Annotated in this window: 13 protein-coding genes and 2 tRNA genes; 3 read left to right on the top strand and 12 right to left on the bottom strand. The window is 70.9% G+C overall.

Translation table 11 applies throughout. The annotated features are described in order from the left end of the window. From PINTE_RS10475 to leuC, 3 genes are all read right to left on the bottom strand, one after another. Window positions 1-320, bottom strand: a 320-nt coding sequence (locus tag PINTE_RS10475; protein WP_068429844.1) for an HU family DNA-binding protein, incomplete at its 3' end; no start/stop codon positions are given. Window positions 321-830: 510 nt separating this feature from the next. Then, window positions 831-1427 carry a 3-isopropylmalate dehydratase small subunit gene (leuD, locus tag PINTE_RS10470; RefSeq protein WP_068429841.1) on the bottom strand — a complete coding sequence of 199 codons (597 nt, stop codon included), beginning with the start codon at window positions 1425-1427 and terminating at the stop codon, window positions 831-833. A 10-nt stretch (window positions 1428-1437) separates the two neighbouring features. Then, window positions 1438-2826 carry a 3-isopropylmalate dehydratase large subunit gene (gene leuC, locus PINTE_RS10465; protein ID WP_068429839.1) on the bottom strand — a complete coding sequence of 463 codons (1389 nt, stop codon included), beginning with the start codon at window positions 2824-2826 and terminating at the stop codon, window positions 1438-1440. Window positions 2827-2979: 153 nt separating this feature from the next. On the opposite strand from leuC, the gene PINTE_RS10460 reads away from it, so the two are divergent. Further along, window positions 2980-3738 (top strand): IclR family transcriptional regulator, encoded by a 759-nt coding sequence (locus PINTE_RS10460; protein ID WP_068429837.1) that lies wholly within the window; start codon window positions 2980-2982, stop codon window positions 3736-3738. 282 nt (window positions 3739-4020) lie between these two features. Here PINTE_RS10460 and PINTE_RS10455 read toward each other — a convergent pair. Further along, window positions 4021-4093: transfer RNA gene (locus tag PINTE_RS10455), tRNA-Glu, on the bottom strand. 99 nt (window positions 4094-4192) lie between these two features. Then, a tRNA-Gln gene (locus PINTE_RS10450) sits at window positions 4193-4264 on the bottom strand. A gap of 133 nt (window positions 4265-4397) precedes the next feature. Here PINTE_RS10450 and PINTE_RS10445 point away from each other — a divergent pair. Next, on the top strand, window positions 4398-6107 hold the full coding sequence (locus PINTE_RS10445; RefSeq protein WP_068429832.1) for a glutamine--tRNA ligase/YqeY domain fusion protein: 1710 nt from the start codon (window positions 4398-4400) through the stop codon (window positions 6105-6107). Window positions 6108-6188: 81 nt separating this feature from the next. Beyond that, window positions 6189-6449, top strand: a complete 261-nt coding sequence (locus tag PINTE_RS10440) for a type II toxin-antitoxin system Phd/YefM family antitoxin (RefSeq protein WP_068429829.1) — start codon at window positions 6189-6191, stop codon at window positions 6447-6449. Window positions 6450-6579: 130 nt separating this feature from the next. Here PINTE_RS10440 and PINTE_RS10435 read toward each other — a convergent pair whose 3' ends face one another. The 7 genes from PINTE_RS10435 to xdhC all read right to left on the bottom strand — a co-directional run bounded on the left by PINTE_RS10435 (window position 6580) and on the right by xdhC (window position 13963). Continuing rightward, the gene (locus PINTE_RS10435) at window positions 6580-7212 is read right to left on the bottom strand and encodes a GNAT family N-acetyltransferase (RefSeq protein ID WP_217996563.1); all 633 of its coding nucleotides are present in this window, start codon (window positions 7210-7212) and stop codon (window positions 6580-6582) included. A gap of 47 nt (window positions 7213-7259) precedes the next feature. Further along, window positions 7260-8000 (bottom strand): HAD family hydrolase, encoded by a 741-nt coding sequence (locus PINTE_RS10430; RefSeq protein ID WP_068429824.1) that lies wholly within the window; start codon window positions 7998-8000, stop codon window positions 7260-7262. Beyond that, window positions 7997-8674: a uridine kinase family protein gene (locus PINTE_RS10425; protein WP_084343460.1), complete on the bottom strand. Its 678-nt coding sequence runs from the start codon at window positions 8672-8674 to the stop codon at window positions 7997-7999. The genes PINTE_RS10430 and PINTE_RS10425 overlap by 4 nt, the downstream gene beginning before the upstream one ends. Beyond that, complete coding sequence (gltX, locus tag PINTE_RS10420) at window positions 8671-10113, bottom strand: glutamate--tRNA ligase (RefSeq protein ID WP_068429856.1); 1443 nt, start codon at window positions 10111-10113, stop codon at window positions 8671-8673. The genes PINTE_RS10425 and gltX overlap by 4 nt, the downstream gene beginning before the upstream one ends. A gap of 258 nt (window positions 10114-10371) precedes the next feature. Next, window positions 10372-11154 carry a fumarylacetoacetate hydrolase family protein gene (locus PINTE_RS10415; protein WP_068429822.1) on the bottom strand — a complete coding sequence of 261 codons (783 nt, stop codon included), beginning with the start codon at window positions 11152-11154 and terminating at the stop codon, window positions 10372-10374. A gap of 620 nt (window positions 11155-11774) precedes the next feature. Beyond that, window positions 11775-13067 carry a guanine deaminase gene (locus PINTE_RS10410; RefSeq protein WP_068429819.1) on the bottom strand — a complete coding sequence of 431 codons (1293 nt, stop codon included), beginning with the start codon at window positions 13065-13067 and terminating at the stop codon, window positions 11775-11777. Next, entirely contained in the window at window positions 13064-13963 is a 900-nt protein-coding gene (gene xdhC / locus PINTE_RS10405; RefSeq protein ID WP_084343458.1) for a xanthine dehydrogenase accessory protein XdhC, read from the bottom strand. The genes PINTE_RS10410 and xdhC overlap by 4 nt, the downstream gene beginning before the upstream one ends. Window positions 13964-13970 lie beyond the last annotated feature (7 nt).

The raw sequence follows: 13970 nt of genomic DNA, 5'->3' as shown, positions 1-13970 counted from the left end.
CCGGCGGCGGCGCGCGCCGCGGCCGGCACGCCCTTGGGCAGCGTCGCGGGCTCCGCGACGTACATCTTGAACGCGGTGCCCGGGCGGAACTTGGGTACCGCGGTGGATTCGATGCGCACCGAGTCACCGGTGCGCGGGTTCCGTCCGGTGCGCGCGGCCCGGTCGACACGCTCGAACGTGCCGAAACCGGTGATCCCCACCTTGCCGCCGCGAGCGACCTCGCGAATGATGACGTCGAAGATCGCCTCCAGTGCGTCCGACGCGGCCTTCTTGCCGCCCAGGCGCTCCTCGAGTGCGTCGACCAGATCAGCCTTGTTCACTCTTCTCTCTCCCTCCAGAGCCGGATGGCCGGCCTGATGCGTTGGCAGACCGCGCCCCGCTACACGTCGGTCCGCCAGGGCGGGCCGACGAGCACCGGTGCCGGTGCGGTCCTCGACGACAGGTGCTCGACCCGCGGGCCGGAGGGGACCCGTTTCGACGGGAAACCCGCTGGTAGAGCGCCTACGTGAAGCCACGGCCCGGCCGGGCTTCGACCCCCCTATCGGCATGAACACCCATGACGCCCAGAGGAATACACAGGACCCCTGCGGTCACCCCCGGGTGCGGGCACCGCACGGAGACTACGAAATGCCTGGTCAGAGGCCGAAATTCGATGTCGACAAGGCTCGCGTCGAGGCGACGCCGAAGGGCCCGGAAGGGCCAATTTCACCGGTGCGCAGGGCTTCCCGAGGCAGCCCGAGGAGGCCGCCGAGGGCGGCAAAGGCGCAGGTGACGTCTCGGCCGGGGCCGCGAAAAAACGATCGAGTGCCCGCCCGCGGGTCGCGACCGGGTCAGGAGGCGGTGTCGACGACCGGCAGCAGCGGCGAGCGGCCTGCCTCGAAGACCGCGATGTCGGCCTCGTGACGCAGGGTCAGGGAGATGTCGTCGAGGCCTTCGAGCAGGCGCCAGCGGATGTAGTCGTCGACGTCGAAGGGCACGACGTGCTCACGGCACGCGATCGTGCGCTCCTGGAGGTCGACGGTGACCTGGGTGCCCGGCTCCTCCTCGAGCAGCTTCCACAGCAGCTCGACGTCCTCCTGGGCGACCTGGGCGGTGAGCAGCCCGGCCTTGCCGGAGTTGCCGCGGAAGATGTCGGCGAACCGGCTCGAGATGACGACCGTGAAGCCGTAGTTCTGCAGCGCCCAGACGGCGTGCTCGCGCGAGGAGCCGGTGCCGAAGTCCGGCCCGGCCACCAGCACAGAACCCTGTGCGTACGCGGGCTGGTTGAGCACGAAGCCCGGGTCGCCACGCCAGGCGGCGAAGAGCGCATCCTCGAAGCCGCTGCGGGTGACGCGCTTGAGGTAGACCGCCGGGATGATCTGGTCGGTGTCGACGTTGCTGCGGCGCAGCGGCACTCCGACGCCGGTGTGGGTGGTGAATCGCTCCATCGTGGCTACCTCACAGGTCGGCGGGGCTGGACAGGCGGCCGCGGATCGCCGTCGCGGCGGCGACCGGCGGGCTGACGAGGTGGGTGCGTCCCCCCTTGCCCTGCCGGCCCTCGAAGTTGCGGTTGCTCGTCGAGGCGCACCGCTCGCCGGGGGCGAGCTGGTCGGGGTTCATGCCCAGGCACATCGAGCAGCCGGCCAGGCGCCACTCGGCGCCGGCGGCGAGAAAGACCTGGTCGAGGCCCTCCCGCTCGGCCTGCTCGCGCACGGCCATGGAGCCGGGCACGACGAGCATGCGCACGCCGTCGGCGACGTGCTTGCCGCGGACGATCTCGGCGACCGTGCGCAGGTCCTCGATCCGGCCGTTCGTGCACGAGCCGACGAAGACGGCGTCGACGGCGATGTCGCGCAGGGGCGTGCCCGCGGTCAGCCCCATGTAGTCGAGCGCGCGCTGCGTGCTCTCGCGCTCGGAGTCGGGCAGCGCGGCCGGGTCGGGCACGGACTCGCCCAGCGGCAGGCCCTGCCCGGGGTTGGTACCCCACGTGACGAACGGGGTGAGGGTGTCGGCGTCGATGACGACCTCGGTGTCGAAGGTCGCGTCGTCGTCGGTGCGCAGCTCGCGCCAGGCGGCCACGGCGGCGTCCCAGTCGTCGCCGACGGGCGCGTACTCGCGGCCGCGCAGGTACTCGAACGTCGTGTCGTCGGGGGCGATCATTCCGGCGCGGGCGCCCGCCTCGATCGACATGTTGCAGATCGTCATGCGCGCCTCCATCGAGAGGGCCTCGATGGCGGGGCCGCGGTACTCGATGACGTGGCCCTGACCGCCTCCGGTGCCGATGGTGGCGATGACGGCGAGGATGATGTCCTTGCTGGTCACGCCCTCGGCGAGGGTGCCGTTGACGGTGACGGCCATGGTCTTGAACGGGCGCAGCGGCAGGGTCTGGGTGGCCATGACGTGCTCGACCTCGCTCGTGCCGATGCCGAAGGCCAGCGCCCCGAAGGCGCCGTGCGTGGAGGTGTGGCTGTCGCCACACACGATCGTCATGCCGGGCTGGGTGACGCCGAGCTGGGGGCCGATGATGTGCACGATGCCCTGGCGTTCGTCGCCCATCGAGTGCAGCTTGACGCCGAATTCGGCGCAGTTGGTGCGCAGCGTCTCGACCTGGGTGCGGCTCGTCGGGTCGGTGATCGGGCCGAGGGTCGTCGGCACGTTGTGGTCCTCGGTGGCGAGGGTGAGGTCGGGGCGGCGCAGCGGGCGCCCGGCCAGGCGCAGGCCGTCGAAGGCCTGCGGGCTCGTCACCTCGTGCACGAGGTGCAGGTCGATGTAGAGCAGGTCCGGCTCGCCCTCGGCGGAGCGCACCACGTGCGCGTCCCACACCTTCTCCGCCAGCGTGCGTCCCATGCCCTCGTCCCTCCTCCGCGCGATGCCGCGCACTCGCGAACGCCACCCGCGGGCCGGCGCGCGGCCGCGGAGCCCGATTCTTCGGGCCAGGTTCCTCCAGTTTCAGGATGTGGCGAGCTTGCGTCTCAGGCTATGAGACGACAGAATGCGCTCATGGAAAGCACCAGCGGAGTGGGGGTCTTGGACAAGGCCGCCACCGTGCTCAGCGCTCTAGAAGCAGGGCCGTCCACGCTCGCGCAGCTTGTTCAGAGCACCGGTTTGGCCCGTCCCACGGCGCATCGGCTCGCGGTGGCACTCGAGCATCACCGGCTCGTGTCGCGCGACATGCAGGGGCGCTTCATCCTCGGGCCGCGGTTGGCCGAGCTGGCGGCGGCCGCCGGCGAGGATCGCCTCCTGGCCGCTGCGGGGGCCGTGCTCGGGGCGCTGCGCGACCACACGAACGAGTCGGCCCAGCTGTTCCGCCGCCAGGGCGACATGCGCATCTGCGTCGCCTCGGCCGAGCGGCCGATGGGGCTGCGCGACTCGATCCCGGTGGGCGCGACGCTGTCGATGCTGGCCGGGTCGGCGGCGCAGGTGCTGCTGGCCTGGGAGGAGCCCGATCGGCTGCACCGCGGCCTGCAGGGCGCCGAGTTCACCGCGACGACGCTGTCGGCGGTGCGGCGACGCGGCTGGTCGCAAAGCGTCGGCGAGCGGGAGCCGGGCGTGGCCTCGGTCTCCGCGCCGGTGCGCAACCCGGCCGGGCGGGTCATCGCCGCCGTGTCGATCTCGGGACCGATCGAGCGCGTCTCGCGCCAGCCGGGTCGGCTGCACGCCGCGACGGTCGTCGCGGGCGCCAACAAACTCACCGAAGTGCTCGCCCGGGCGCACGCCCAGCAGCAGGCCCAGGCCGCCGCCGGCGCCGACTCCCGCTGACCCACTCCCCACCGCCTCACCACCACCGCCCCTCCCCACGACCCCCCTCACCACCACCCTGAGAACTGCGTGTCGTGGTGAGAACTGCTGTCCGTGCCGCAGTTCTCACCACGACTCGCAGTTCTCAGGGACGTTGTTCTCGGGGAGGTTGTGCTGAGGGACGTTGTGTTGGGGACGATGTTCCCGGGTGGTTGCAGCTCTCAGCGTCGTGGCGGGAGCGGTTCGAGTCGGCTCGGTGAGCACGACAAAGGCCCCCTGCTGAGCGCAGGGGGCCTTTCGATGTAGCCCCGACCGGATTCGAACCGGCGCTACCGCCTTGAGAGGGCGGCGTGCTAGGCCACTACACAACGGGGCCATGCGGTGCTCACTGTGGTGAGCGCCTGGAGAACACTACCTGGTGCGGTGATGTTCGCCTAATCGCTCACGCGGTACCGGGGCACCTGGGTGGGCGACGCTGGGGTACCAGGACTCGAACCTAGACTAACTGAACCAGAATCAGTCGTGCTGCCAATTACACCATACCCCATGGGGTATCACTGGCCTGTCGCGTGAGCCTCTCGGCGACGCGGCCGACGGCCGTGATCCGCGAGGAAAACCTTAGCCTGAGCGCCCGCAACTGCCCAAATCGGGGCCGTGGCCAGGGCGGTATGGTTTCGGCCATGACCGACCCCACCTCCGCCAGCTCGACCGGCCCCGCCGGCGACTTCATCCGTGACCTCATCCGGCGCGACAACGAGCAGGGCACGTTCGGCGGGCGCGTGCAGACCCGGTTCCCCCCGGAGCCCAACGGCTACCTGCACATCGGTCACGCGAAGGCGATCTGCGTCGACTTCGGCATCGCGGCGGACTTCGACGGGGTATGCAACCTGCGCCTCGACGACACGAACCCCGACACCGAGGAGTCCGAGTTCGGACAGGCCATCGCCGCCGACATCGAGTGGCTCGGCTACACGCCGCCGCAGCCGACGCGGCACGCTTCGGACTACTTCGAGCAGCTGTACGTCTGGGCCGAGCACCTCGTGCAGGAGGGGCTGGCGTACGTCGACGACCAGGACCCGGACGCGATCTCCGCCGGCCGCGGCGGCTACGGCCGCGAGGGCGTCGAGAGCCCGCACCGGAATCGGCCCATCGAGGAGAACCTCGACCTGCTGCGCCGCATGCGCGCAGGCGAATTCGCGGACGGCTCGATGGTGCTGCGCGCGAAGATCGACATGAACCACGAGAACATGCAGATGCGCGACCCGGTGATGTACCGGATCCGGCGCGGACACCATTTCCGCACCGGCGACGAGTGGGTCATCTACCCGACGTACGACTGGGCGCACGGGCAGTCCGACGCGATCGAGGGCGTGACGCACAGCCTGTGCACGCTGGAGTTCGACAGCCACCGGCCGCTGTACGACTGGTACCTGGACCACCTGCCGCTGCCCGGTGATCAGCCGCGTCAGACCGAGTTCGCGCGGCTGGAGCTGACGCACACCGTGACCTCCAAGCGGCGCCTGGCGCAGCTCGTCGCCGACGGCGTCGTCGACGGTTGGGACGATCCGCGCATGCCGACGCTGCGAGGTCTGCGGCGACGCGGCTACCCGCCCAAGGCGATTCGCGACTTCTGCAGCTACATCGGGCTGACCCGCACCAACTCCCGGCACAGCATCGAGCTGCTGGAGTCGTTCGTGCGACGCGAACTCAATGTGTCATCACAACGACGCATGGCGGTGCTGCGGCCGCTGAAACTTGTGCTGACCAATTGGCCCAAGGACGAGGCCGGGGAGCCGGTCGTGGAGTGGTTCGAGACGGTCAACAACCCGGAGAACCCCGACGACGGCACGCGTCTGGTGCCGTTCACCGGCGAACTGTGGATCGAGCGCGACGACTTCGCGCTCGACCCGCCGCCGAAGTTCTTCCGCCTCTCCCCCGGCAAGGAGGTGCGGCTGCGCTCGGCGTACTTCGTCACGGCGACCGATGTCGTCACCGACGATGCCGGGGAGGTCGTCGAGGTGCACGCGACGTACGACCCCGCCTCCAAGGGCGGCAACTCCCCCGACGGGCGCAAGGTGAAGTCGACGATGCACTGGGTGTCGGCGCGGCACGCGGTGCCGGCGCGGGTGGCGCTGTACGACCGGTTGTTCAGCGCGCAGGTGCCCGGCGAGCGCACCGGCGATGCGTTCGACGACCTCAACCCGAACAGCGTCGAGATACTCGAGGCGCAGGCCGAACCCGCCCTCGCGGAGACGGAGCCGGGCCAGGTCGTGCAGTTCGAGCGCCTCGGCTACTTCGCCCACGACCCGCGCGAGCCGATGCTCTTCCACCGCACCGTCGGCCTGCGCGACGAGTGGGCCAACATCCAGAAGCGCCAGGCCAAGGGCTGAGACGGGCCCTTCCCGATTCACGGTCTTCGCGTCGGTGCGGGCTCGTAGCACGGGGCAGCACACTGCTTCTATCGTGACGTCATGACCGCAGAGCGGTACATCAACGACCGCGATCTGCGGCTGCGATCGAGAGAGATCATGGACGCCGTCGAACGCGGCGAAGCGTTCACGGTGACGCGAGATGGGCAACCGATCGCGGAGTTGTTCCCGTTGCCTCGCGGGCCGCGGTTCGTCACTCGCGCAGCGTTCGCGGCCGCATCTCGCACCGTGCCGGACATAGACCTCGACCGGTTCGAACGCGACCAAGACTTCGCCGACGACGACCTCGATCCCTACGCCTGAGCCGACGAGGGGCTCCTCGACACCAACATCCCCGTGCCCCGCCGTGTGATCAATCCAGCGCCTTGCGGACCCAGCCGCGATCAGTGCCATCACCTTGGCCGAACTTTCCGCCATGACGCGTTGCGCGGGTTTACCGGATGCGCTTTTCGAAACGAACGAACTCAGAGCCCACCTCGCGGGACAAGCCGCCGACGCGTTCTGCGTCATGATGCGGATCCGGATGTGCCTGGTGGTAGAACTCGACGATGTGGAAGCCCAGAGTGTTCACGTAGAAGTGGATGTTGCGCTTCTCGAAGTAGGGAGTGTGAGTCTCCCAGACCGACACTTCCGGGTGCATCCGCTCCACGGCCTGCCAGATCGCTTGACCCGTGCCGCGTCCCTGCGAACCCACCCTGACGTACAGCAGATCCAGATGACCTCGAGCGTCCTCGCGCTGCACGACAATGATCGCTCCGCCCAGCACGGTCTCGCCCGACATCGCGAAATACGCCTCGGCGCCCGGGGCCGCGAAGGACTTCTCGACGTCCTCGGTCGGAAGAATCGTCTCCGGGCTCGGGCCGTAGAGATCCTCGAAGCCGACCTGAAAAGCCTCCTGGATCTGCTCGACGAACACGAGTCGGCTGCCAGGAGACACGGGCACGAGAGTCAGGTCGCTCATTCGTTGCACGCTACCTGGATCGACTGTCGGTTCGGATGGCGCCGCTTCGACCAGCGATTCCAAGTCGTATCCCTGGACCAGGTGCGCGGCGATGGCTGCATCCATGCCGTGACGCGAGGGCTGTGAGCGCACGCGAAGCCGAATGCCGCTGATCAGAGCCAGTCGGCGACCTGCGCCAAGCCTCCGACGATCCGCACGCCGGGGTCGTCGATCGGGGTACCCCAGCCGCTGTTGCGCGGGGCCGGGCGGTCGGCGCGCTGCAGCCAGGCGGCGCGCAGGCCGGCGGCTCGGGCGCCGATGACGTCGGTGTCGAGGGTGTCGCCGACGCACACTGTTGTGTGCGGCTCGGAGCCGGTGAGCTCGCAGGCCGCAGCGTACATCCGCGGGTCGGGCTTGCCAACGCCCAGGGTGTCGGTCGTGACGGCCGGGAATCGGCGCGTCCAGCCGACCGCTTCGAGCTTGAGGCGGGTCTGGTCGTCGCCGGAGTTCGTCAGCAGACACACCCCGACTCCGCGGTCGGCGGCCGCGCCGAGCAGCGCCTCGACGTCGTCGAAGAGCACCTGCACGCCGGCGAATTCCCTGCGATAGGCGGCCTCGTAGGTGTCGAACTCGTCGGCGGCGACGAGGCCGAGCGCGCCGATCGCCGCCTCGTAGCGGGCCCGGCGCTGCTGCTCGAAGGTCAGCTCCCCACGCGTGTAGGCGTCGAAGTGGCCACCCGGATCGTCGTAGAAGCCGCGCGACAGGTCCGCGTGCGTCTGCGGCGAATGCTGCGGCCAGGCTGCGGCGGCCGCGGCCAGACCCGCCGCCGACATCGCCGCGCGGGTGTCGAGCAGCGTGTCGTCGACGTCGAGCACGAGGCCGCGGATCGGCTCCGCCCAGGGATCGGTGCTCATCGGTCCGCCTCCTGCAACAGCACCACGGCCTCGGTGTCCAAGTCGGTGCCCGAGACGACCAGATCGGCTCGCTCCCAGGGGCGGTCGTCGGCGAGGAAGGCGAGTTCGGCGGTCATCCAGTCGTGCTGCAGCCCGGCGTCGACGTGCCCGGTGCGGATCCGCTCCGCCTCGCGCCGTTCGACCTCGGCCAGCGGCGTGTGCACCCAGACCGCGGCGTCGAGGTGGTCGGTCAGGCTCCGGCGCGACGAACCGACTCCTTCGACGAGCAGCACTCTGGTGCCCGCCGGCACCTCGATCGCGCCCTCGCGGCCGCGTTCCCGCCACGCCGGCGGGGTGAAGGAGACGGCTCGGCCGGCCCGGGCGGGCGCGAGCACCTCGTCGCGCAGCATCGCGTCCCAGTCGAAGAACGAGTGCCACCAGGCCGCGTCGTCGGTCGCGACGACGCACCAGCCGGGCGCCTGCGCGAGCCGCGCGGCCAGCGTCGTCTTGCCCGACGCACTGCGCCCGTCGACCGCGACCACGAGCGGCCGGTCGGGCACCGTGGGGCTCGCCGCGAGCAGCCGATCCCGCACCACCGGAACGGCGAGGCGAGCACCCTCGACGAAGACCGGCTCGTCGTCGCCGCCGAACCCGGCGAAGACCGGCAGCCGACCCTCGGGCTCCGGTGCGCTCACAGCGAGGCGCGCAGGGACTTCAGGCGGGTCAGCGTGCCGTGCCGGCCGATGACGTCCATGGACTCGAACAGCGGCGGCGACACCCGCTGCCCCGAGATCGCGGTACGCAGGGGCGCGAACGCCACCCGCGGCTTCAGACCCATCTCGTCGAGCAGCGCCGCGCGCAGCGCCGCCTCGATCGCCTCGTGGTTCCACGGCGTCGTCGAGGCCAGCAGGTCACCGTCGTCGAGCGGGATCGCCTCCAGGGCAGCCACCGCCGCGTCGAGGATGCCCGCGACGTCACCCTTGAGTCCGGCCCGCGCGTCGTCGGCGATCGGCACGGCGTCGTCGGGTGCGTAGAACGGCGCGACGAGCGGCGTCGCGTCGGCGAGCTTGACCAGGCGCGGCTGGATGAGCTCGGCGACCCGTGTGAGCCGGGCCAGCTCGCCCAGCGAGGGGTTGCCCGAGAGCACCCCGTCGCGCTCGAGGAACGGCAGCAGCCGGCTCGCCAGGTCGCGCACCTCCAGGGCGCGGATGTGCACGCCGTTGAGGTGGTCGAGCTTGGCGAGGTTGACGATCGGCCCGGCCGGGTTGACCTTGGCGAAGTCGAAGCCCTGCACGAACTCTTCGAACGAGAAGACCTCGCGCTCGGTGCCGTCGGGCTCGATGATCGGCGGATACCCCAGCAGGCACAGGAAGTTCACGAGCGCCTCGGGCAGGTAGCCCTCCTCGCGGAACCACGTCAGCCGCGCCGCCGGGTTCTTGCGCTTGCTGATCTTGGAGTGATCGGTGTTGCGCAGCAGCGGCATGTGCACCCACGCCGGCTCCGGCCAGCCGAGCAGCCGGTAGAGCAGCCGGTGCTTGGGGGTGGAGCTGATCCACTCCTCGCCGCGCACGACGTGGGTGATGCCCATCTCGTGGTCGTCGACGACGACCGCCAGGTGGTACGTGGGAAATCCGTCGGCCTTGAGGATCACCTGGTCGTCCGGCGGCGGCGCGGAGACGGGTCCGCGGATGAGGTCGGGGAAGGTCAACTCGACGTCGTCGGGCACCTTGAGGCGCACGACGGGCGTGCCGGAGAAGCCCGGCTCGGCCTCCCGCTCCTCGCGGGTCTTGCCGAGGCAGAAGCGGTCGTAGCCGACGACGCTGCTCTTGGCCTTGGCCTGCTCCTCACGCACCTGCGCGAGCCGCTCGGGCGTGCACCAGCAGTAGTAGGCGTCGCCCTGCTCCAGCAGGCGCTCCACGACCGGCCGGTAGGTGTCGAGTCGCTCGGACTGCCGGTACGGCGCGTACGGCCCGCCGACGTCGGGGCCCTCGTCCCACGTGATGCCGAGCCAGCGCAGGGTGTCGCCGAGCTGGGCCTCGGAATCGGCCCGGTAGCGGGCGCGGTCGGTGTCCTCGATGCGCAGCACGAACCGTCCGCCGGTGTGCCGGGCGAACCCGAGGTTGAACAGCGACATGTAGGCGGTGCCGACGTGCGGGTCGCCGGTCGGAGACGGGGCGACCCGCAGGCGCGGCGCCGCGTCGAGGTCGTAGGTCGCGTTCTTGCTGGTCTGGCTGGGCGTGCTCATGATGCGCCCAGCCTACGGCGTTCCGTGTGCCGCGCTCACCGATCGGCGCCCGGGCCCGCTCTGCCGAACGAGCGGTAGAGCGCCCGTTCGGCAGAGCGACGGGGGTCTCGTCGGCTGTTCCCTGCAGCGCCAGGGTCGGCGCCCGGCTCACGCCTCCCGGCGCAGGAAGGGGTTGGCGAGGGTGCCGATGCCCTCGATCTCCACCTCGACGCGCTGGCCGTGGTCGACCGGCCCGACTCCGGCGGGGGTGCCGGTGAGGATGACGTCGCCGGGCAGCAGCGTGAACGCCGCGGAGGCGTAGGCGATGAGCTCGGGGATCGGGTGGATCATGAGGTTCGTCGAACCGTCCTGCACGACCTGGCCGTCGAGGCGCGTGACGATCCGCGTGTCGGTGTAGTCGAGGTCGGTCTCGATCCACGGGCCGAGCGGGCAGAACGTGTCGAACCCCTTGGCGCGCGCCCACTGCTTGTCGGCCTTCTGCAGGTCACGGGCGGTGACGTCGTTGGCGCACGTGTAGCCGAAGATCACCTCGTCGACCTTGTCCTTCGGCACGTCCTTGCACATGCGACCGATGATGACGGCGAGTTCGCCCTCGTAGGAGACCTCCTGGGTCATCGGCGGGATGATCACCGGGTCGTCGGGCCCGACGACCGCCGTGTTCGGCACGAGGAACATCAGCGGCCGCTCGGGCACCTCGTTGCCGAGTTCGGCGGCGTGGGCGGCGTAGTTGCGGCCGATGCCGATGATCTTGCTGCGCGGGATGACCGGAGCCAGCAGGCGCACCTCGTCGAGTTCGACGCGCTTGCCGGTGCCGGCGACCGGCGTGTACAGCGGGTCGCCGGAGACCTGCGCGATCCACTCCGATCCGGGCTCCCCCTGGATCACCCCGTACGAGGGTTCGTCACCGGTCGTGAAGCGCACGATGCGCATGGCGTCACCTTCTCTTCGATCGGGCACGGTTCGACCCAATGATGACGCACCGAGGTGTTGGGTGGCGGAGGGCCCGCTCGAGGCGAACAGGCCCTCCGCACCGGATCCCCCCTGAGGACCCGGGAGCGCGGCACCGCGACGGCGCCGCCGCCGCACCGGCGGTGGCCAGGTCGAACCCCCTTGGCGGCCGAGCGGGCTGGAGGCCGGGACATCGCTCACAGACCGCCGCTCGACCAGCACCCGCGCGGGTGCGACCCTGCCAGCCTGACTCACGACCGGGCTCGCAGTCATCGTCCGAAAGGTGGATCTTCGCAGGTGGCGCGCCTCCAGAGGCCGGCCGACACTCGCGCGGAACGGCCTGAGCAACGCTGGCAACGGCCTGAGCAACGTCCGCAACGACCTGAGCAACGTCCGCAACGGCCTGAGCAACGTCCGCAACGACCGTGAAAACTGCGTGTCGCGGTCAGGACTGCGGCACGGACTGCAGTTCTCACCACGACACGCAGTTTTCAGGGACGTTGGGGGGACGGTCGGCAGGGCTCAGGAGGGCTCAGGAGGGCTCAGGAGGGCTCAGGAGGGCTCAGGAGGGCTCAGGAGGGCTCAGGAGGGCTCAGGAGAGTTCAGGGGAGGTCGGTGCTGCGGACGAGGTCGCCGTCGACCCAGACGGCGGCGATGTCGGCGGGGGTGCCGAGGGTGAAGACCTTCGCGAGGGCCTCGCCGGGGTCGGCGGCGTGGCTCAGGCCGACGGCAAGGGGGTCGCCGGGCAGGGGGCGCAGCCACACGGCGTCGAAGCGCTTGCCGACCGACAGGTCGCCGACCTGCGCCTGGAGCCCGAGGGCGTGCGCGCCGGCGGACGTCGCCAGGTACAGCAGGTGCGCCGGCGTCAACAGCAGCCCGTCCGGTTGCAGGCGCTGGCCGAAGTAGGCCTGCAGGCCCTCCTTGACGAGGCTGAAGCCGGTGCCGGCTCCGACGTCGCATCCCAGCGAGATCCGCACGTCCGCCTCGACGTGGCGGCGCATCGGGAACAGGCCGCTGCCCAGGGCCGCGTTGCTCGTCGGGCAGTGCGCGACGCAGGCGCCGCGGGCGGCGAGCACTGCCAGTTCGGCATCGGTGGGGTGCACGTTGTGCGCGAGCACGCTCGCCGGGCCGATCAGCCCGTGCCGGTCGTAGGCGTCGGTGTAGCTCGCGGCCCCGGTGAGCCGGGCGACCTGCTCGATCTCGGCGGGGTTCTCGTTGACGTGCGAGGTGAACAGCGCTCCCGGGACCTCCCGCAGCACCTGCGCGCAGGAGTCCATCAGCGCGCCCGTGGCCGAGAGCGCGAACCGCGGGGTCACCGCGTACCGAAGCCGGCCGACGCCGTGCCAGCGACCCGCCAGGGCCATCGACTCGGCGTACCCGCGCTCCGGTGTCGTCAGCAGCTCGGGCCGTAACCCGCGGTCGGAGACGACGAGGCCGGTGCTGATCCGCAGCCCGCTGTCGGCTGCCCGGCGACACAACACGTCGACCGCGTCGGCGAAGTGCGCACCGAACACCAGCGCGCTCGTCGTGCCGGATGCCACCAACCCCGTGAGGAATTCGCGGGCGACCTCATCGGCCTTGCCGGTGTCGGCCAGGCGCGCCTCCTCGGGCAGGGCGTAGCGGTCGAGCCAGTCCAGCAGCGGCAGTCCGAGCCCGCCGATGACCCGCACCTGGGGGAAGTGCACGTGGGTGTCGACGAAGCCGGGCAGCACCAGACCCTCGCGCAGGTCGACCACCGACTCCTCCGGATGCGCCGATCGCACGCTCTCCCACGGTCCCCGGGCGACGATCACGCCGTCGGTGACCACGACGGCACCGTCCGCCTCGCTGCGCAGTTCGCCACCGGCGAAGGGGTCGGCCGGAGTGTCGACGAACGTGCCGCGATAGATCGTCACGACCCTCGCCCGTCGTCGAAGGCGCCCCACGACCCGTGGGCCGAACTCGACACCGAACTCGGTGCCGAACTCGATGCCGGAGCCGGGCTCGCGCCGTCGAAGGCCGCGAGCAACTGCGCGGCCACGGCCACGGCGATCGCCGCGGGCTCCTTGCCCGGCACCTGCACCAGTCCGATCGGGCAGCGAATCGCCGAGATCGCCTCCGGGGCATGGCCTTCCGCGACGAGCGCGCGCCGGAACCGCGACCACTTGGCCGCCGACCCGATGAGCCCGACCGGGCCGAGGTGGGCGCTGCGCAGCGCGGTGTCGCACAGCGCGAGGTCCTCGGCGTGGTCGTGGGTCATGATCAGCACGTGCGTGCCGGTAGGCACCTGCCCGAGCGCCAGTTCCGGCACCGGCGCGTGGTGGCGGTGCACCCGGGCGACCGCGTCGTCGAGCACCGCGAGGCGGCCCGGCTCCAGCGCGGCGGCGCGCGAGTCGACGAGGTGCAGTTCGACGTCGTGGCGGGCCAGGATGCGCGCGAGTTCGAGCCCCACGTGACCGAGCCCGACGACGGCCACCGCAGGCACGACCGGAATCGGCTCCAACAGCACCTCGACGCGGCCGCCGCAGCACTGGCGTCCGTGCAGGTTGGTGCCGTGGTCGGTGAGGCCGAGCGTCAGGGCCTGCGGACCCGGGCGCGCCCCGGCGTCCAGCGCGGCGAGCACGTCCCGCGCCCGCCGCCGCGCGGTCTCCTCGAGGTTGCCCCCGCCGATGCTGCCCCAGGAGGCCGACCGGCCCACCACCATCTTGGCGCCCGCCTCGCGCGGGGCGTGCCCGGCGACGCTCGTCAGCGTGACGAGCACCCCGGGCTGCCGCTGCCCGCGAAGCCGCGTGACCGCCTCCAACCAGTGCATGGCAGCC

This window comes from Piscicoccus intestinalis NBRC 104926, from assembly GCF_001515525.1.
Taxonomy (GTDB): Bacteria; Actinomycetota; Actinomycetes; order Actinomycetales; family Dermatophilaceae; genus Kineosphaera; species Kineosphaera intestinalis.
Note: the sequence above shows the minus strand (reverse complement) of the source record. Positions and strands in the feature narration are given on the sequence as shown.